Source organism: Agrobacterium larrymoorei, from assembly GCF_005145045.1.
Taxonomy (GTDB): Bacteria; Pseudomonadota; Alphaproteobacteria; order Rhizobiales; family Rhizobiaceae; genus Agrobacterium; species Agrobacterium larrymoorei.
Genome location: NZ_CP039692.1, coordinates 140215 through 159714 on the forward strand (window position 1 = coordinate 140215; position 19500 = coordinate 159714).

Below are 19500 nucleotides of genomic sequence, written 5' to 3' on the forward strand. Positions count from 1 at the left end.
CTTTACTTCATCTTCTTCCGCACACGTGGATCCAGAACGCCGTACAACAGATCCACAACGATGGATGTCAGCACGAAGAGCAGCGCAAAAACGAGCGTCGTTCCCTGAATGACGGGGTAATCCCGGTTCTTGATGGCTTCGAACATGTAACGTCCGATACCGGGCCACGCAAAGATCGTTTCGGTGAGGATGGCACCGCCCAGCATCTCCGCGAACTTCAGGCCTATGACGGTAATGGCTGGCAGCAGCGAGTTGCGCAGGCCATGCTTGAGAATGACATCGCTGCGCCGCAAGCCTTTGGCCTTCGCTGTGCGAATGAAATCTTCACCCATCACATCCAGCATCGTGTTGCGAACGAAGCGGCCAAGCGTGGCGGCAAGGAAGGCTGCGAGAACGGCGGTCGGCAATATCAGATGCTGGACAGCACTCCACGCCGCATCGAAGTTGCCCGTAATGATGCCGTCCAGAATGGCAAATCCGGTCACGGACTGCGCTGTGACGAAGGAACTCATCCGGCCTGAAACAGGCAGCCATCCCAGATAGGTCCCGAAGATCAATTGCAGGATGAGCGCCAGCAGAAAGGCAGGCATCGAGACGCCGACCAGCGATGCGATGCGTGTGACGTGATCGAAAATCGAGTTTGGCCGCGTGGCAGACAGCACGCCAAGAGGAATGCCGATGATGATGGCAACGATGACAGCGAGAACCGAAAGCTCGATGGTGGCGGGCAAGCGGGAGAGGATTTCATGCGCAACAGGCTGACCGGTTTTCAGCGAAAAGCCGAAATCGCCCTGAAAGAGCCCAAGGACGTAATTGACGAATTGGAGAACAACGGGCTGATCGAGATCGAGCTGGGACCGCAAAGCCGAAATCTGTTCCTGCGTCGCGCCGGGTCCGAGGAGCGTGACCGCCGGATCGCCGGGTATCATGCGAACAAGCGAGAAAACGATGACCAGCACGATACACATGACAGGTATCAGCGCGATCAATCTGCGTATGATGAAACTCGCCATATCCCTGTTTCACTCATTTCTGGAAGATATCACTGTATACGCCTGATTTCATTCAGGCGTGATGCGGAGGCAGACGCCAAAGGCGCCCACCTCCAATCTTGGGATTATTTCTTGTAAACCGACCAGTATTCGTTCAGCGGCGGCGCGCTGTTGACGACGAGACCTTCGACATTGGCACGCGCAAACACGATCAGCTTAGGGCTGAAGAGGTAGGCCGCGGGTACACGCTTGGCGATTTCCTCCTGCACCTGGAAGTAAAGCGTCTTGCGGGCTTCCATATCCGGCGTCTGCTGTGCCTTCAGGATCAAGTTATCCAGCGCCTTGTCCTGCGGCATGCGGAAAGTCATGGCCGTATCGGCAAGCGAGGACAGGTAGCCGATGGTGATATGCGCATCGGGATCGTTGTACCAGGGCTGACGTCCATCCAGCGCTACGTCGAACTGACCGGAGGTCTGAAGCGCGCGTAGCGCGGGGAATTCGGTCTGTTCGATGGTAGCGTTGATGCCGATATCCGCAAGGTTTGCCTGAACGAAGGTTGCGACTGCGCCCCAGAGCGGGCCTTGGAAGCTGTAGAGTTTGAGAGAGATCGAAGACGGATCGACTTTCGCCTCTGCAAGCAGTTTCTTGGCAAGTTCAGGATCATAAGCCGGAGCCAGTTCCTTCATTTTCGGATTGAAGGCCCAGCTGTTGGATGTCAGCGGCCCATAAACGCGCTCCGCCGTTCCACCGAAAACGCCCTGCAACAGGCCGTCATAATCAATGGCGTGGGTAATCGCCTCACGCACCTTAACATTGGCAAAAGGTCCGTCCGTCTTTTTGTTGTTGAACTCGAGCTGGCGGATGATCTGGCTCGAGCTTTCGATGACCTTGATGTCCTTATTGGACTTCAGCGCCTCGATATCTTCCGCCGCGATTGCCGATAGCTGCCCCTGCTGCTGCACGACATCAACGCCGCCGCTTTCAAGCTCCAGCCGGCGGGTGGAAGCATCCGGGATGACGCGGTAGATGATCTTGGACAGCTTAGGCGCGCCGCGGAAATAATCGGGGTTGGCTTCAAGCACGACATTCGTATCGGCCTGCGCGGCCTTGAAGACGAAGGGGCCGGTTCCGACCGGGTTCGAAGCGAACTTGTCGCCGAACTTCTGAACCGCCGTCGGACTGACAATCGCAGACTGCGGCTGCGCCAGAATAGACAGGAATGCGGGATATGGCGCAGACAGCGTGATCTTGACTTCCGTCGGTGAGACGACGGCGATGTCCTTGATCAGATCGAATGTCGCTTTCACGTAAGGGTTGGAGGCCTTGGTGCGCTCCAGCGAAAACTTGACCGCGGCAGCATCGAAGGGCGTTCCATCCTGGAACTTCACGCCTTCACGCAGCTTGAAGCTGAACTCCTTGCCGTCCGGTGAAACGGTCCAGTTATTGGCGAGCCGTCCTTCGAGCTTGGTAAAATCAGGTGCCGTCCAGGCGACCAGCGTATCGAAAACATTGAGGATGATTTCGCTGCCGACAGGCTCCGCCTTGTTGGTGCCGGGCTCCAGGCTGACCGGATCGGAAGGCACGGCCACCACCAGCGTCTTCAACTGCTCCTGCGCATTCGCACTCGCTGCGCCCGCCAAAATCGGCAAAGCCACAGCGGCTGCTGTAAATCCTTTCCAGATATTCATCTGCCTGCCCTTTCCAAGCATGGGGCCACGCCCCGTTCCCGTGATCAACGCGTTAGATCGCGCTTTATCTTTTGTAATATACTACAAAATATATCAGCGCGATCGAGGCTTGTAAAGTAATCTGCTTCGACTTTAAACAGAGGGAAATTGCGCCTAATTTCTGAGCATTAAGAAGAATATCCATCCTTCTTTTTGTGCATTTCCGCAAAAAGAGACGGATGGTCGATTTCGCCCTTCAAGCCGGATCCGCGCCGAACACGACTGGTCGTGACGGGTCAGAGACCCAGGCCGACCATGAGCCGGGATACATGGAAGCACGCACGCCAATCGCCGCCAGCGCAAGTACTGTGTGAGCGGCAGACATGCCCGCCCCACAATAAACCCCTACCTCTGAAGAGCCATCGACACCGAGCGCTCGGTACATTTCCGTAAGCGTCGCGCTGTCGGTGAAATTGCCGTAGTCGGTGACGTTATCGGGCGCTGGCGCACTGACCGCATAAGGAATATGCCCTCTTGGCGGCTGCCCTTCAACGGCTGGACCGCCGATGTAATTCGGTCGGATACGCGCATCGAGCAGAACACCGTCCGTTGCAAGCTTGAGAGAGCCATCGGCATCGAGTTCCGGCATATTGCCGGTAGAAAGCTCGATGTTACTTGGAGTGGGCGAGGCAACGACATCGTTGACGGGAAGCCCGGCAACCTGCCATGCGCGAAAGCCGCCATCCAGAACCCTGACATCCGGAAGACCTGCCCATTTCAGAACCCACCAGGCGCGCGCAGCCGTCATACTACGGTCGCCGTCATAGACGACGATAGTGCTTTCCTTGCGCAATCCCCAGCGGCGCGCCTTTTGCTCCAGCACCTTGATATCGGGCAATGGCCGCTGACCGCCCTCTACCGTCGCGGGGGACTGGAAATCACTATAGGCTTCCGTATCGATTGCGCCTTCAATGCGAAGACCACTGAAAGACGGCTCACCGGTGTAGGGATTGATGGAATGGACAGCCAGAACCGTCACATCTTCACCGGCCTCCCGGAGAGCTTGCAACTCCACGGGTGTCAGAAGAACGGATTTGCGGATATCATCAGCCATGTCGCATTCACTCCTGGAGGCACGTGACGTTTCGTGATCCTCCACTATTAGAACCCGCTTGGCAAGCGCAAATATCTTACGTAATATATCACGAAATCGGTCCATCGTGACCGGCATTGCATTTCCAGTTTGGAGCAGCCGAAGTGTCCATTCTCACCGTGGAAAACCTCACGACTTCCTTTAGACGAAACGGTGTATGGACGCCGGTCGTCAATGATGTGAGCTTCGCTGTCGATGCTGGTGAAACGGTGGCAATCGTGGGCGAGTCCGGTTCCGGCAAAAGCGTCACGGCCATGTCGATCATGCGGCTGCTGCCGGAAAAGAATTCGCGCGTGAGCGGCAGCATCAAACTCGATGGCCGCGAGCTTTTGACGCTTCCTGAAAAAGACATGCAGGATATTCGCGGCAATCAGATTGCCATGATTTTTCAGGAGCCAATGACGTCGCTCAATCCGGTCATGACCGTGGGAAGGCAGATTGCCGAAGCCATGCGGCGGCATCGGCAGATAGGCATGAGCGCAGCGAAGGCGGAGACGATCAAGCTTCTCGATCGTGTTCGTATTCCCTCATCGACCAAGCGTTTCGATGAATATCCGCACGAACTCTCCGGCGGCACGCTACAACGCGTCATGATCGCCATGGCGCTTTCCTGCCGGCCCAAACTGTTGATTGCCGACGAGCCGACAACCGCGCTCGACGTGACGGTTCAGGCCGAAATTCTGCAACTGATCAAGTCGTTGCAGGACGAAGAGAATATGGGCGTGTTGTTCATCACGCACGACATGGGCGTCGTTGCCGAAATCGCGGATCGCACGCTGGTCATGTTCCGCTCCAGAGCGCTGGAGGCAGGGCCGACCGAGGAGATTTTCGACCACCCCGCCAATGGTTACACTCGCGCGCTGCTTTCCGCCGTTCCGAAGCTGGGCTCAATGGCAGATCATGCGCAGCCCGCCACCTTCCCGCTTGTCGATGTCGAAACCGGTCAGGTGATCCCGGAAAAGCTGACCTCACCGCCGCTCGAAAAGCCTATCCTCGAGGTTCGTAATCTCGTCACGCGCTTTGCGGTCAGAACGGGAATCCTCGGGCGCGTCACGTCTCGCGTCCACGCTGTTGAGGATGTATCGTTCGACTTGAAAGCTGGCGAGACACTGGCACTGGTGGGTGAATCTGGCTGCGGCAAGTCCACCACGGGCCGCTCGGTTCTGCGACTTGTGGAGCCCGTCAGCGGCACGATCAAGGTGGACGGCGAGGACGTGAGAGCGATGCCGCGAAAGCGCCTGACGAGTGCCCGCCGACAGATGCAGATGATTTTTCAGGACCCGTTTTCAAGCCTCAATCCGCGCATGCGCATTGGTGAAGCAATTGCCGAACCGATGATAGCCCATGGTATCGCCAAGAAGCGCGCGGCGCATGAGAGGGCAATCGACCTTTTGGAAAAGGTTGGGCTGAAGCCGGATATGGCAAGCCGCTTTCCGCACGAATTCTCCGGCGGTCAACGTCAACGCATCAGCATTGCCCGCGCGCTAACTCTCAATCCTAGCCTCATCGTGGCGGATGAGGCGGTTTCGGCACTTGATGTCTCCATCAAGGCGCAGGTCGTGAACCTGATGCTGGAACTTCAGGAAAGGTTGAACATCGGCTACCTCTTCATCTCCCATGACATGGCCGTCGTGGAACGCGTCAGCCACCGGGTGGCAGTCATGTATCTGGGAGAAATCGTGGAGATCGGAACACGCGCGCAGATTTTCGGCAATCCGCAGCATGATTACACCAAGCGGCTATTGGATGCCGTGCCCGTCGCCGATCCGCATAGACGCCAGCAACGCAAGCTGCGGACCGGAACGGAAATCGGCAGCGCGGTTCACCCGGTGGATTATGTGCCGGTGAAGGCCATCTATCGCGAGGCAGCGCCGGGGCATCTGGTCAAGCAGAACTAAAGCATTGGCACAAAATCGGGATCAATTTTGTAAAGCACGATGCGAGAATTTAAAGCGTCAGCCTGACCTGGGAGTTGGAAATCAGCGCATCCAGCAGGCCTTTGCGCGTGTTTTCATTGTGGTCAAGCATGGCTTGTCGTGCGTTTTCGCCATCGCGCTTGCGCAGGAATTCGACGATGCGCAGATGGTCCGCTTCCGTTTCCGGGTTAAGATCGCGCACGCGCGTTCCCATATAGAAGAAGCGTGCGCATTCTTCGAGATGGCTGATGACCAGCGAGGCCAGACGCGAATTGCGTGATCCGCGCGCGATGGCGGCGTGGAACAACTCGTTGGATGTGACGAAGGTTTTGGTGCTGACATCCTCACCGACGACGTAATTCGCCTGCGCCAGTTGATCGAGCGCGTCCAGTTCCTCATCCGTCAGGTTCTGCGCGGCAAGAGCGGTGGCCGTGCCTTCCAGCACACCGCGTATTGCGAAGAGATCGTTGACGTCCTTCAACGTTACCGGCGAAACGCGGTAACCGCGTCTGGGGAAAGCTTCCATGAAGCCTTCGACGCACAGACGTCCCAGCGCTTCCCGCACGGGCGTCTTGCTCATCTGAAGCTGCTCGGCAAGCTCCGGCTCGGACACTTCCGCTCCCGGAGCCAGTTCACCGATGATGATGCGCTCGCGCAGTGTGACATAAGCCTGCTCGGTCAGCGATTTCGCCCGCTTGTCCTGAGGGGCAGACTTTTCAGAAATGTTCAAACATGCCTCCGTGCGCGCAAAACGCGCTTTTTTGTCTTTGTCAGCCATGACGGGCCCGCAAGTCAAAGGATTTCAATTTCAGGCCTGTTTTTCCACACGGCGCGAAACTCGCTTTGACAGTGCGAAATGTGTGATATACTACGTGGTATATCTTAAATCTGCAACACCGTCTCGGTGTGCCATGTCGCAGGTGAAGGCGTGTCAGAAATCCTCATCATCAATCCGAACAGCTCGAAGGCCGTCACGCAATCGATGGAAGCGTGTCTTGAGCCGATACGCGCCAATGCGTCTCACGGCATTCAGTGCGTCGAGCTTGCGAAATCGCCGCCCGGCATCGAAACCGACGATCATGTCACGCAGGTGATTCCGAACATTATCGAGGCGGTGTCAGCATCTCAGGCGGATGCATTCGTGCTGGCCTGCTTCTCCGATCCGGGCATTGCGCAGGTCCGCAAGCGCGTTGATCGCCCGGTCTACGGTATCGCTGAGTCGGCTTATCTGGCGGCACATGCACTGGGTGAGCGTTTCGGTATCATCTCGCTTGGCCAGTCCTCTATCGACCGGCACCTCCGTTATCTAAAGGCGCTCAGGCTGGATCAGAGACTGGCGGGCGACCGCTCCATCGACAGGACCGTCAGCCAGCTTATGGCCGGAAACGTGGTCGATATCGTATCGCAAACAGCGCGCCTGCTGCGGGATGAAGACGGTGCCGATGTCGTCATTCTCGGCTGCGCCGGTCTCGGCGGCTATCGTGACGCTCTACAGCAGAGCCTCGGAATTCCAGTCATCGACCCGGTCCAAGCCGGCGCGACACTTGCTCTCACCCACCTCGATTTGGCATATGGAAGGACAAGACGATGAGTTTCGACCTGATCGTCCGCGGTACTGCGGTACTGCCTGAAGGCCCCTTGGAAAACGCCTGGATCGGCATCAGCGATGGCAAGATCAAAGCCATCGGCAGCGGCGAGGCACCCCTATCCGCCGAGGTTTTCGATGCGGGCGATGACCTGATCATTCCCGGTGTCGTGGATGGCCAGACCCACGCCTGTTCCTACGGCGGACTGCCCGGCATTCGCTCCACGACGCGCTCGGCAATAGCGGGCGGCATCACCACCATTGTAGACATGCCCTATGACAACCCCGCCCCCCTCAACACGGTCGAACGGCTGAACGACAAGGTTGCCGCGATACGGGAACATGCGCATGCCAATGTCGCGCTGTATGGCACGATCATTCCCGAGCAGAGCACCGACGACATCAAGCCGCTGATCGAGGGAGGCGTGGTCGCCTTCAAGATTTCGACATTCGAGAGCAGCCCGACGCGTTTTCCGCGCATCGCCGCACAGCAGATCCTTGCGACATTTCAGGCGCTTTCCGACACGGTTATTCCGCTCGGCGTGCATAATGAGGATCAGGAAATCGTTCGCGCCCACATAGCTGCGGCAAAAGCTGCCGGTCGCGATGGTATCGAAGCCCATTCGGAAAGCCGTCCACCGGCTGCGGAACTGGCGGCAACGGCGCAGTTTCTTGAACTGGGTGCCGCCGCTGGCGCTCATGCCCACATCGTTCACCTGACTACCGCGCGCGGCTTCCAGCTGGTCGATAATTATCTGGCCGATGGCTTTGCCGCGACCGGCGAATTATGCGTCCACTATCTCTGGTTCGATCCCGATAAGGACGGAGCCGAGCTTGGCGCCAAAATGAAGGTCAACCCTCCCATTCGCCCGGGCCAGATCGACGCACTATGGGAAGAAATCGTCGCGGGTCGCGTCGCCTTCGTTAGTTCGGATCATTCCAGCTGGCCAATCGACAACAAGTTAACGCCGTCCATCTTTGAAGCAGGTGCAGGCGTGCCCGGCCTCGAGACGCTTCTACCTGCCTTTTATACGGCCGCCGAAGCGCGCGGATTGGATGCACCGCAGATGACGGTCGAGCAGCTTTGCGAACGCCCCGCCCGCTTCTTCGGTCTCTGGCCGGAGAAAGGCGCGATCCGCGTTGGCGGCGATGCCGATCTTGCTATTCTGTCGCGTCACCAGAACATCTGGGACTCCTCCAAGGCTCATGACGAGTTGAACTGGAGCCCGTTCGATGGCCGCGAATTCTCGGTCAAGGTCGTGCGCACCTACCTTTCCGGCCAGCTGGCCTGGGATGGTGCCGACGTTCTCAATCAGCCAGGCTCGGGCCAATATGTCCGCCGTGGCCAATCCAACTGGTTCGAATAGGATTTGCGAACATGTCTCACATCAATTCTTCGACCAAAGGCGTCTTCGTCATTGCTGTCACGCCGTTCAACGAGGACGGCTCGCTAGATAATGCCAGCGTCGACCGGATGGTGGATTTCTATTACGAAAAGGGCGCGGACGGGCTGACGATCCTCGGCATGATGGGTGAAGCACCGAAGCTCACGCAGGCGGAATCCATCGAAGTCGCACGCCAGACGATCAAGCGCTCCGGAGACAAGCCGGTTGTCGTGGGCGTATCGGCACCCGGTCTCGCCGCCATTGGCGAGTTGACGAAGGCCGTCATGGATCTGGGTGCGGCGGGCGTGATGGTTGCACCTCCGTCTTCGCTCAAAACGGATGAGCAGATCATCGGCTATTATCGCAACGTCGTGGAAACGGTCGGCACCGATGTTCCGGTGGTGCTTCAGGACTTCCCGCTTTCGACAGGCGTGCAGATTTCATCGAAAACGCTCGGGACAATCCTCGAAGCGCACCCGAGCATCGTCATGGTAAAGCACGAGGACTGGCCGGGCCTTCAGAAGATCACCGATCTTCGCCAGGCCGAAGCCAATGGACGCCGCCGTACATCGATCCTCTGCGGCAATGCCGGGGTGTTCCTGACCGAAGAACTGCAGCGCGGAGCAGACGGTGCGATGACCGGCTTCCCCTACCCGGAAATGATGGTCGGCGTCTGCCGCCTGAGCCAAGAAGGACGCTTTGACGACGCGCAGGATCTGTTCGACGCCTATCTGCCGCTGATGCGTTACGAGCAGCAGCCGGGGCTTGGGCTTGCTGTGCGCAAATACATTCTCATGAAACGCGGCGCCATCGCGAGTGCCGCGCAGCGCCGCCCCGGAACCGCACTAAGCAGGCTTGCCACGGCTGAAGTTGAAAAGCTGATGGAGCGCCAGACTAAAAAACTGGAGTTGTTGAACTGATGGATCTCGGAATTTCTGGAAAATCCGCACTCGTTCTCGGCGCAAGCCGTGGCCTGGGCGCGGCGATTGCCGCCAGCCTTACCGCTGAAGGCGTGAAAGTCTATGCTGCCGCCCGCAATGCAGGAAACATCGAAAAATCGGACAACATCATTCCGCTTACGGTGGACCTCTCGGACAAGGCATCCGTCAGTGCATTGATCGACACACTGCGCCAAAAGGGCGGCGTCGATATCCTTGTCAACAACAGCGGTGGTCCGAAGGCCGGTCCCGCCGTTGGTCAGAGCGCGGACGCTTGGGTCTCCGCGTTCGAGACGATGGCAACGTCCATTTTCACGATCACCGATGCGATGCTCGAAGGCATGATTTCGCGCAAATGGGGGCGTATCATAACTGTCGGCTCATCCGGCGTTGAACAGCCCATTCCTAATCTTGCGCTTTCCAACGGCGTGCGCGCAGCCGTCGCAGGCTGGTCGAAGACGCTTGCCGCCGAGGTCGCTCAGCATGGGATTACGGTCAACATGATCCTGCCGGGACGCATCGACACGGATCGTGTTCGCGAGCTCGATGGCATCAAGGCGAAGAACACGGGTGCCGATATCGAATCGGTGCAGGAAGCCTCCAAAAAAGACATTCCCATCGGTCGTTATGGCAAACCAGAAGAATTTGCGGCAGTCGCGACTTTTCTCGCCAGCGCGAAGGCCAGCTATGTTACGGGCTCATCCATCCGCGTGGATGGAGGGATGATCAAGGGACTTTGATTTCGATGACCGATTTCGATCTCGTGCATGACCGCATCGGCACCGGCAGTTCCAAATGGAGCAAATACCCAGCCGATGTCTTGCCCATGTGGGTGGCGGATATGGATTTTCCCGCAGCACCGGAAATCATCGAAACCATTACCCGCAGGCTTCAGCATCCTATTCTCGGATATGGCGTGGCGAAGGATGAATTGCGCCACGCGATCATCGAGGATTTGAAGACGAAATATGATTGGACTGTCGCACCGGAGGAAATCGTTTTCCTGCCCGGCGTAGAGCCGGGCTTCAACATGGCGATGAAGGCCTTTCTCCAGCCGGGTGACGGAATTACCGTGCAGACGCCGGTCTATCGCCCAATACTCAACGCTCCTGCGCATTGGGGTCTGACACGGCATGATGCAGCCCTCACGCCAGCCGAGAGCGGGTGGGAAATGGATGCTGATGCCTTCAGTCGCAAAATAGCAAACTCGAAAGCCTTTCTGCTCTGCAACCCGCAAAACCCAACTGGCAAGGTGTTTACGCGGGAAGAATTGCTTTCCATGGCAGACATCTGCCGTGAACAGGACGTATTGGTCATTTCAGACGAAATCCATTGCGAACTCCTGTTCGATGGCCGTCGTCACGTTCCCTTCGCATCTCTATCAGACGATGCCGCCAACCGAACCATCACGCTGATGGCCGCAAGCAAGACCTACAATATTGCCGGACTGAAAACTGCCTTTGCCATCATCAAAAACAAAGAGATGCGAGAGAAGTTCTCCGCCTCCCGCCTTGGCATGGTCGACAGCGTCAATATTCTCGGCCTTGAAGCGACACTTGCGGCCTACACACGCGCTGCCGGGTGGAAAGCCGAGATGCTACGATATGTCGAGGCCAACCGGAACTTTCTTTCAGATGAGATCCGCCACCGCTTTCCCTCGATCCGTATGATCAAGGCAGAAGGCACATTCCTGGCCTGGCTGGACTGCAGCGCCCTTGACCTGAAACCGAACCCACAAGCGTTTTTCCTCGAAAACGGAAAAGTCGGTTTCAGCGCCGGTTCCGAATTCGGTGCTGATTACGACAGTTTCATCCGCGTGAATTTCGGTTGCCCACGCAACCTTCTGGTGGAGGGATTGGACCGGATGGAGAAGGCGTTGAGACTGGCTCACGCCCTGCCCTGAAAACATCACGATTCATTCAGCCACGGTTCACGGGCTGAAGCGCTAACTGTCTGCGGGGCCAAAAGGAGGCAGATCAGATGCGCAAACTCGTGTTAAGCGCAGCTCTCATTATCGCAGGACTATTTGCAAGCGGCGCCAATGCCATGCCAATCGGCAATCAGTCCGCACCCGGCAACTCGCTGGTTCAAAAAGCCGACTATGCCTGCGGGCGCGGCTACCACCTTTCGCCACGTGGCTATTGCCGACCTAACGGACCGCCACGAGGCTATTATGGCGGCGGATGGGACAGGCATGACCGTTGGGAAGATCGTCGTGAGTGGCGGGACCGTCAGGCCCGCCGCGAATGGCGAGACCGCCAAGACTGGCGCGACCGTCGCGGGTGGTATTACCAGCAGGATTATCGTTGGTGACATGAAAGAAGCCCTCCCTTGCCGGAGGGCTTTTCTCTGCCCGACGCGCAAACCAATCTGGACGTCAGCTCGTGACCGAACGAAGCGATTTTTCGATCTCTCCACCGCAATAAGATTGTCCATAATCCGCAAAAGCTTGGAGACGCAGTTTATCGAGCCGTTCGTCTCGCATCATCCGCTGGGATAATCCCCATATGAACGGGCTCGTTTTCTTCAAAAGGTCAGAGATCGGTAAAAAGCGCTCGGCCATGGTGTTCCAGAGCACTGCCGTTACGATGTCGGCCACGGTTGCGTTTTCTGTACCCAGCATGAAGCCGCTCTCAGATGTCAGGCCATGTCGCCTGCCCGTATCTTCGAAGATGGTCATCCATTTTTGGAGCCGCGGGGTGAAGTCTTGCCACTTTTCCGGCGTCCACATTTCGCGCCCGCCATCCAGTGTCAGTTCATCGATGACATCATTCGCGTCGTTGACGAGTTTGAGGGACATGGCACGCGCTTCAGGGGTTTGTGGCAGAAGATCGAAACGTTCGGCGAGATAAAAAGCAATTGCAGGCATCTGGGAGATTGCGAATTGACGATCCCGATCGATGAGAACCGGTGGACCCATGAAGGCAATCGGCTGCTGATCGACATCGCGGCCCATCAACGCTCCAATCGCTTCGGCATCATGTTCCTGCCATGTGCAATTACTGTAAGCGAGGATGGCACGGATGAACTGCCCGCGAAACGGCACCAGCCAATAGTACAAATCGAATTCAGCCATTTTATTGCTCCTTACCGCTTATGACGAACCAACCGAGCGCACCTGCTAAGGTTCCGGAGAAAACCGGGCTATCGTTTCCTCATCCCGCTTGCCGTCATAGAACTGATGTAGCGCTTGTTCAAAGGACGTTCCGGCACCGCTGATTGCGGCGAATAGAGTTATGCTTGAATGGAACTTCAAATCATCCGGTGAGCCCAGAATTTCATGCGCGGTAAGGTCTGCGTGAGACAGCATGGCTGCGGTACATTCCAGCAGACGGGCTCCAAGAACGGGATGGTCAAGATAGGCTCGCGCTTCGGCACGATTTGAGATGGCATAAAAGCGTGCCGTTTCAGAGCGCCCAAGCCCGGCGATCTGCGGAAAGATGAACCACATCCAATGGGAGGATTTGCGACCGGCGCGCAGCCGTCCAAAGCCTGTTCATAGATGTGGTGCTGCGCGTCGATGAAGCGTTGAAGGTTGAACTGCACTCGATACCCTCCATCTCTCGACACGCATCCGGCTGCATCTATTATGAATCTAGCCGTTGCTCGGTTTTCGCATCGAAAATATGAACATTTTCAATCGCGAAATTAAGGCGGGCAGTGCCACCCGCCTCCAGCGGAGATCGACCGTTGAGGACGAAAACGATTTCGGGTGTCGTCTTCGTCGTCACAAAGGTTGCAGACCCCGTGGACTCCACCGAGGCAATCGGGAGATCAAAACCGGGCTCTTGCGGTTCCGCAAGCTTGAGATGCTCCGGTCGAATTCCCATAAGCACGGCATGATCCGGCGGTAAATTCACATCCAGTTCAAGGGTCTGGAGTGTTGGCAGCTCTAGGATGACGGACTTGCCATTGCTGCCAGTTCTTGCCGGGATGAAATTCATGGCGGGGGAGCCGATGAAGCCCGCAACGAAACGGTTGGCCGGTCTGTCATAGAGATCGAGCGGCCTGCCCTGCTGTTCGATCACGCCGCTGCGCATGATTACGACATGGTCGGCCATGGTCATGGCCTCGACCTGATCATGAGTGACGTAAACTGAAGTGGCGCCGAGCCGGTCATGAAGGGCTCTGATTTCCTTGCGCATGTGCACGCGCAACGCCGCATCGAGATTGGAAAGCGGCTCATCGAACAGGAATGCTTTGGGATGGCGGATGATGGCTCTGCTCATCGCAACGCGCTGACGCTGACCGCCGGATAGTTCTCTGGGATATCTGTGAAGCAGGTCTCCAAGACCTGTGATCGCGGCCACTTCCTGCGCGGCCTTCTTCGCCTCGGCCTTCTTCACACCCTTGATCTTCAGGCTATAGGTCAGGTTCTGTTCAACTGTCATATGCGGATAAAGCGCGTAGGACTGGAAGACCATGGCAAGGTCGCGCTTTCGCGGTGGCACGTTGTTCATCCGCTCGCCGGCAATCATCAGGTCGCCGCTCGATATGGTCTCAAGCCCTGCGAGCGAACGCAACAAAGTTGATTTTCCGCATCCCGATGGCCCGACCAAGGCGACGAAAGCACCTTTTGGAATTGAAAGGTCGATATTCTTGAGAGCGTGATATGCGCCATAATGCTTGTTGACGCCGGTCAGTTGGATCTGGTTGGTCATTTGAGGGCTCCCGATGTGAGGCCGGAGACGATGCGCCGTTGCAGAAGGACGAAGATCGCGAGGATGGGCGTCACATACATGGTCGCGTAGGCCATGATGTTGTTCCACTCGCTCGTGTTCGGCCCCATGAAGGTGTTGAGACCCACGCTTGCGGGCTGAAGGCTGACATCCTGGATCATGGATTTCGAATATACGAATTCACCGAATGCCTGCATGAAGATGAGGATTGCGCTGACGAGGATGCCGTTGCGCGCAAGCGGCAGGACGATATTGAAGAAAGCGCCCACGCGCGAATTGCCGTCCACCAAGGCCGCCTCCTCCAATTCCATGGGAACCGCCATGAAGGTCGCCCGCACCAGAACCACGAAGAACGGCATGCTTTTGGCGGCAATCGCCAGAATGACGGCCAGCCGTGGATAATCCAGCAAGCCGATTTGTGTGAACCCGACGAAGATGGGCGTTACCATCAAGGAGGCCGGAAGCACCTGCAGCATGAGAATGAGGAACAGGCCGAGATCGACCCAGACATTGCGGTAGCGCGCGAGAACATAGGCACAGCCTGTGCCAAGAAGGGCAATCAGCGCGACCGAGCCGAAGGCGATGACGACCGAGTTCCACAGATAGCGTCCCATGTTCCGGCTTTCCCAGACGTAGGCGAAGGTTTCCCAACGCGCTGCGGACGGCCAGAAGCTCGGCGGATTGGCGAACATTTCCGAGCCGCTTTTGATGGACGTGACATACATCCAGTAGAGCGGAAACAGATAGATGGCGGCCATGATGATGGCCATGAGCAGCATCAGGCGATTGCGGGCTGTCTCGCTCATCCACGCACCTCATGACGTGTGGAGCGCACGTAAACTGCGGCAGCGAACATGACGAAGACCGTCATGATGACCGAAATCGTTGCGCCTCTGCCGAAATCATACTGGCGGAAAGACAGGTCCCATGCCCAATATTGGGCGACGTTGGAAGAGTTGTTCGGCCCGCCATCGGTGATGGCCGCGAAGAGATCGAATTGCTGCAAGGTGAAGATCAGGCCAAGTGCGATGATCGCGCCGATGGTGGAGCGCATCATCGGCAGGGTTATCGTCCAGAAGCGTTGCCAGGCATTGGCACCATCCATGTCCGCAGCTTCGTAAAGGTCGCCGGGAATTGCTGAAAGACCGACCGACAGCAGGATCATGTTGAAGGAGGTGCCAAGCCAGATATTGGCAATGACGACCGCCCAGAGCGAGAAATTGGGGTCGGAGCGCCAGAAGATGTTGCCGCTGATCAAACCGCTCTCGCGCAGGAAGAAGTTCAAAACGCCGAAATCGCCTGACAAAATCCAATTCCAGATGGCACCGACGACAAGGCCGGGCATGACCCATGAAACGAGAAACAGACCGCGCAGCCAGCTCGCACCGGGAAAATTCGTCCAGAAAAACAGTGCGAGACCGAAGCCGATGATGAACTGTCCGGCAATGGAGCCGACAACGAAGATCAGCGTATTGGTCAGGATCGGCCATGTTTCCGGCTGTTTGAACAGCGCCACGTAATTGTCCATGCCGACAAATGGGCGGATGAAGCTGCCAAGGCTGAACATATCAACCTCCTGAAAGCTCATCAGAATATTATAGATTAACGGTAGACCGGCCAACGCGAACAGAAACGCGAAGGGCACACCGACCAGCACCATGTCAAATCCACGGCCATCCCTGACGCTGGAGAATATCCGTCTCATCATAACCTCTTGTCATCGCTCGGAACCGCTCGACACATTCCCGTGCCGAGCAGCTCCGTTCGGGAGGAAACTGGGCTTCTGCCCGCAACCGTGCTCAGACGACGCGGGCAGGAAACCGATCAACCGCCAATCGACTTGATTTTTTCCGCAGCCTGATCGAGAGCCGCTTTCGGCTCCATCTGGCCCGTGAGCGCTGCCTGAATGGCATCCTGAATGGCCTTGGAAATCTTGGGCCATTCTGGCGACGGGCCGCGCGGCTGGGCGTATTTCATCTGCTCGAGGAAGGTGGCGAGAGCCGCGTCTTTTTCGGCATTGCCGGTTGGAGGCACGGGGATATCGGAGCGCGCCGGAAGCTGGCCGAAATCCTTGTACATCGTGGAATCTTTCGAGGCGAAGAACTCCAGTGCCTTGAAGGCTTCTTCCGGGTGCTTGGTGCTGGAGAAGATTGCCCAGTTGTAGTCGCCCATGGCCGACGAGCGCTGCGCGCCTTCCTGCGGAACGGGCAGAAGTGCAGTGCCCCACTGGAACTTAGCGTCCGTCAGCATACGGTCGATTTCCCACGGACCGGAGATGGCCATGGCCGCATTGCCGGCATTGAAGGTTGCCGTCGAATCCCACTGGCTGCGGGTCAGCGTATCCGGCGAGGTCAGTTTCTCGGTCAGTAACTGCTTCCAGATCGTCAATGCTCTGACCGCGCCTTCGCCATTGATGGCGTTGTAGCTCGCGCCACCCATCTGCGCCCAGGGCAGGAACTGGAAAGTCCCTTCCTCATTCGCCTTGGCGGAGAAAGTGATCCCGTAGACGTTCTTCTTGGGGTCGGTGAGCTTGCGCGCGGTTTCTACCAGTTCATCCCAGGTCTTGGGTGGGCTTTCGGGATCAAGCCCGGCAGCCTTGAACAAGTCCTTATTGTAGTAGAGCGCAATCGTGTTTGTCGCCTTGGGCACGCCGTAATATTTGCCGTCCCATGTGGCGGATTTCAGCGGGCCCGGGAAATAGTTCTCGGCTTTGATCGTAGTCGATTTACCGATCATGTCGGTCAGATCGAGAAACGCACCGCGCGATGCGAACATGGCGTGGTTGGGGTTGTCGATAGCGATGATATCCGGTGCCTTGCCTGTAGAATAGGCACGCATCGCTTCGCTCACCACGTCATCGAACTGGATCTGGCGATACTCGATCTGGACGCCGTTATTCTGTGCGTTGAATTCCTTGATGAGATTAGGCGCTGGCTGAATATCGCGATCCAGCGACCAGAGCGTGAGCTTCACATCTTCAGCTTTTGCCTGAAAACCAACCATCGCGGCACATGTCAGCGCCAGTGTCATGGCAATCGAATGCTTTCGGATACCCATAATTCTCCTCCTTTAAGGTTATCCCTACGTTTCTCCGCCTGCCGCCTCCTCACGCGACCGGCGCCTTTCCTGCTTACGACGGGTCTACGACAAAGCTTCCGCCGCGCGCCTGTTTGAGATGGTTGAGTGCGTGGACCTGCCCCGTCATTTCCAGAGCGTCGCGATAGACCGGATCATGCCAGCCCTCGATATCGATGGAACCGGACCAGCCCGCGAGGCGCAGTTCCGAAATGATGTCTGTCCAGTTGCTGTCACCGAAACCGGGGGTGCGCATGAACACGAACGGGTGCTTGCCGAAAATCCCGTGCTCGCGGATCACATCCCAGCGGATCGTCGCATCCTTGCCGTGAACGTGGAAAATCTTGTGCGCCCACTTGCGGATTTGCGGCAGTGGATCGATCAGGTAGACCATCTGGTGGCACGGTTCCCATTCGAGGCCGATATTGTCATCCGGCGTTTCGTTGAAGATCAGCTCCCAGGCATCGGGATTATGAGCTATATTCCAGTCGCCGGTCTGCCAGTTGCCATCCATGGCGCAGTTTTCGAAGGCGATGCGGATGCCCTTGTCGGCGGCGCGCTTGGCAAGCTCGCTCCAGATTTCCTTGTAGCGTGGCAGGCTCTCCGGCAGTGGCTTGTTGCGGACACGCCCAGTGAAGCCTGCAACGCAGGTGGCGCCGAAATGATGGGCGTTGTCGATGCAATCCTTCCAGCCCTGAAGGGTCTGCAAATCGAGATCGGTGCCTTCCAGCGGATTACCGAACATTCCAATCGTGGAAATCGTGATATCCCTGTCGCCGATGGCTTCCACACAGCGCTTGCCCAACTCGGCAATATCCTGACCATTGGTCGTCTGCCAGAAGAAGGGCTCGAAACTCTCGAAACCCATATCCGCGATCTGCGCGATCCGTTCCGCCGCCTGCCCTTTCGTCGCACTGACCATGGTGCCGACACGAATGGAATTTTTGCTATCCAAGCTCATCAATCTCTTCCCTATGCTGCAAGCTCGACACTGTTTCCGGAGCGGGCGCTTTCGATCGCACCGAAAACCATGGCAAGGCTTCGAATATTGTCTTCTCCGGCTGTTTCAGGCGCACGTCCCGTGCGTATAGCCTCAAGGAAATCGGCAAGGACGCTGGCATGCCCATGCGTTTCCTCCGGCTTCAGCGGCGCAGGAACCTCGACGGGCTGGAACCCGCGGAGCAACCCGTTTTCCTGACCAGCGACAGAGGCCTTGAACGTTTCCTCACCGTCCCAGGTCAGCATTCCCTTCGTGCCGACGATGCGCCACGCGCTTTCCCAGCTGGTACGCTCCCCTTCCGCACACCATGAGCCGCGATAGGTGAAGACGACATCGCCTGAAAAGCGGAAGACTGCGTTGGCGCAAGCGCCATGCGCATACCAGGAGCCGGGCGGGTTTGTTTCTAGGCAATAGACCGACAGCGGCGTCTTGCCGGAGACATAACGTGCAGCATCGAAAGTATGGATTGCCATATCGAGCAGCAGAACATTGTCCATCTGCTCACGGAAGCCACCAAAATGCGGACCGATAAAGAAGTCGCAATGAACTGCCGTGATGTCGCCGATCACTCCGCTGTCTACCAAACGGCGCATGCGGCGGACGCCGGAAATGAAGCGTCTGTTCTGCACCACGGAATGGATTTTGCCAGCCTTCGCAGCGGCGTGGATAAGATCGGCAGCCTCTTCCATGGAGTTTGCCATGGGCTTCTCGCTTAGTACGTGGCAACCATGAGCAAGTGCGGTGGTGACAACGGAATGCCGTGCGGCTGGAATGACGACATCGAACAGGATGTCGGCCTGTGTTTCTTCAAGAACGCTGGGCAAATCCGTTCCGGTCACAGCACCGGAAAGACCGAACTCCGTGGCAAGCGCCTGAGCGACTTCAGCATTGAGGTCTACAAGACCGACAATCTGCAGCGCATCTTTCAGTTCCGGGGTGGATTGAACTGCGCGAAGCCAGCCTTTGGCCATAGCTCCGCACCCACACAAAACGACCTTGTATGTCAAGAAAACCTCCCATGCACATCTACGGAACCGCGCCTCCTGCGCAACCGTAAACGTTTACGGAAACTATGGACATATCTGATATTTTGTCAATACTGGCGTGACC

18 protein-coding genes and 1 pseudogene are annotated in these 19500 nt (G+C 57.2%); 7 read left to right on the top strand and 12 right to left on the bottom strand.

The window, feature by feature from the left end; translation table 11 throughout:
- Nucleotides 1-2 precede the first annotated feature (2 nt).
- The 3 genes from CFBP5473_RS15010 to CFBP5473_RS15020 form a co-directional block, all read right to left on the bottom strand.
- Nucleotides 3-1013, bottom strand: a complete 1011-nt coding sequence (locus tag CFBP5473_RS15010; protein ID WP_027675354.1) for an ABC transporter permease — start codon at nucleotides 1011-1013, stop codon at nucleotides 3-5.
- 104 nt (nucleotides 1014-1117) lie between these two features.
- A complete protein-coding gene (locus tag CFBP5473_RS15015) occupies nucleotides 1118-2680 on the bottom strand; it encodes an ABC transporter substrate-binding protein (protein WP_027675353.1) in 1563 nt (520 codons plus the stop codon).
- Nucleotides 2681-2915: 235 nt separating this feature from the next.
- On the bottom strand, nucleotides 2916-3773 hold the full coding sequence (locus CFBP5473_RS15020; RefSeq protein WP_027675352.1) for a sulfurtransferase: 858 nt from the start codon (nucleotides 3771-3773) through the stop codon (nucleotides 2916-2918).
- Between the two features lie 143 nt (nucleotides 3774-3916).
- Between CFBP5473_RS15020 and CFBP5473_RS15025 the strand changes: the two genes are divergently transcribed.
- Complete coding sequence (locus tag CFBP5473_RS15025; RefSeq protein ID WP_037170955.1) at nucleotides 3917-5710, top strand: ABC transporter ATP-binding protein; 1794 nt, start codon at nucleotides 3917-3919, stop codon at nucleotides 5708-5710.
- A 49-nt stretch (nucleotides 5711-5759) separates the two neighbouring features.
- Here the strand turns inward: CFBP5473_RS15025 and CFBP5473_RS15030 are convergent, their stop codons facing one another.
- Nucleotides 5760-6458, bottom strand: coding sequence for a GntR family transcriptional regulator (locus tag CFBP5473_RS15030; RefSeq protein WP_027675350.1), 699 nt, complete (start codon nucleotides 6456-6458; stop codon nucleotides 5760-5762).
- 198 nt (nucleotides 6459-6656) lie between these two features.
- On the opposite strand from CFBP5473_RS15030, the gene CFBP5473_RS15035 reads away from it, so the two are divergent.
- The 6 genes from CFBP5473_RS15035 to CFBP5473_RS15060 all read left to right on the top strand — a co-directional run bounded on the left by CFBP5473_RS15035 (nucleotide 6657) and on the right by CFBP5473_RS15060 (nucleotide 11949).
- Complete coding sequence (locus tag CFBP5473_RS15035; protein ID WP_027675349.1) at nucleotides 6657-7319, top strand: aspartate/glutamate racemase family protein; 663 nt, start codon at nucleotides 6657-6659, stop codon at nucleotides 7317-7319.
- Nucleotides 7316-8680, top strand: coding sequence for a dihydroorotase (locus CFBP5473_RS15040; protein ID WP_027675348.1), 1365 nt, complete (start codon nucleotides 7316-7318; stop codon nucleotides 8678-8680). Before CFBP5473_RS15035 ends, CFBP5473_RS15040 begins: the two co-directional genes overlap by 4 nt.
- 11 nt (nucleotides 8681-8691) lie before the next feature.
- On the top strand, nucleotides 8692-9618 hold the full coding sequence (locus CFBP5473_RS15045) for a dihydrodipicolinate synthase family protein (RefSeq protein WP_027675347.1): 927 nt from the start codon (nucleotides 8692-8694) through the stop codon (nucleotides 9616-9618).
- Complete coding sequence (locus CFBP5473_RS15050; protein WP_027675346.1) at nucleotides 9618-10376, top strand: SDR family oxidoreductase; 759 nt, start codon at nucleotides 9618-9620, stop codon at nucleotides 10374-10376. The genes CFBP5473_RS15045 and CFBP5473_RS15050 overlap by 1 nt, the downstream gene beginning before the upstream one ends.
- A 5-nt stretch (nucleotides 10377-10381) precedes the next feature.
- Nucleotides 10382-11539, top strand: coding sequence for a MalY/PatB family protein (locus CFBP5473_RS15055; protein WP_027675345.1), 1158 nt, complete (start codon nucleotides 10382-10384; stop codon nucleotides 11537-11539).
- A 77-nt stretch (nucleotides 11540-11616) separates the two neighbouring features.
- Nucleotides 11617-11949: a GCG_CRPN prefix-to-repeats domain-containing protein gene (locus CFBP5473_RS15060; RefSeq protein ID WP_084631639.1), complete on the top strand. Its 333-nt coding sequence runs from the start codon at nucleotides 11617-11619 to the stop codon at nucleotides 11947-11949.
- A gap of 64 nt (nucleotides 11950-12013) precedes the next feature.
- On the opposite strand, the gene CFBP5473_RS15065 is transcribed toward CFBP5473_RS15060, so the two are convergent.
- The 8 genes and pseudogenes from CFBP5473_RS15065 to CFBP5473_RS15100 form a co-directional block, all read right to left on the bottom strand.
- Entirely contained in the window at nucleotides 12014-12712 is a 699-nt protein-coding gene (locus CFBP5473_RS15065) for a glutathione S-transferase (protein ID WP_027675343.1), read from the bottom strand.
- A 45-nt stretch (nucleotides 12713-12757) separates the two neighbouring features.
- A pseudogene (locus tag CFBP5473_RS15070) lies at nucleotides 12758-13182 on the bottom strand (DUF1810 domain-containing protein).
- 41 nt (nucleotides 13183-13223) lie between these two features.
- Nucleotides 13224-14297, bottom strand: a complete 1074-nt coding sequence (locus CFBP5473_RS15075; RefSeq protein ID WP_027675342.1) for an ABC transporter ATP-binding protein — start codon at nucleotides 14295-14297, stop codon at nucleotides 13224-13226.
- Entirely contained in the window at nucleotides 14294-15121 is an 828-nt protein-coding gene (locus CFBP5473_RS15080; protein WP_027675341.1) for a carbohydrate ABC transporter permease, read from the bottom strand. The genes CFBP5473_RS15075 and CFBP5473_RS15080 overlap by 4 nt, the downstream gene beginning before the upstream one ends.
- Nucleotides 15118-16020 carry a carbohydrate ABC transporter permease gene (locus CFBP5473_RS15085; protein ID WP_027675340.1) on the bottom strand — a complete coding sequence of 301 codons (903 nt, stop codon included), beginning with the start codon at nucleotides 16018-16020 and terminating at the stop codon, nucleotides 15118-15120. The genes CFBP5473_RS15080 and CFBP5473_RS15085 overlap by 4 nt, the downstream gene beginning before the upstream one ends.
- 119 nt (nucleotides 16021-16139) lie before the next feature.
- Nucleotides 16140-17372, bottom strand: a complete 1233-nt coding sequence (locus tag CFBP5473_RS15090; RefSeq protein ID WP_027675339.1) for an ABC transporter substrate-binding protein — start codon at nucleotides 17370-17372, stop codon at nucleotides 16140-16142.
- Nucleotides 17373-17445: 73 nt separating this feature from the next.
- Entirely contained in the window at nucleotides 17446-18351 is a 906-nt protein-coding gene (locus tag CFBP5473_RS15095) for a sugar phosphate isomerase/epimerase family protein (protein ID WP_027675338.1), read from the bottom strand.
- 11 nt (nucleotides 18352-18362) lie between these two features.
- A complete protein-coding gene (locus CFBP5473_RS15100; protein ID WP_027675337.1) occupies nucleotides 18363-19397 on the bottom strand; it encodes a Gfo/Idh/MocA family protein in 1035 nt (344 codons plus the stop codon).
- Nucleotides 19398-19500: the final 103 nt, after the last annotated feature.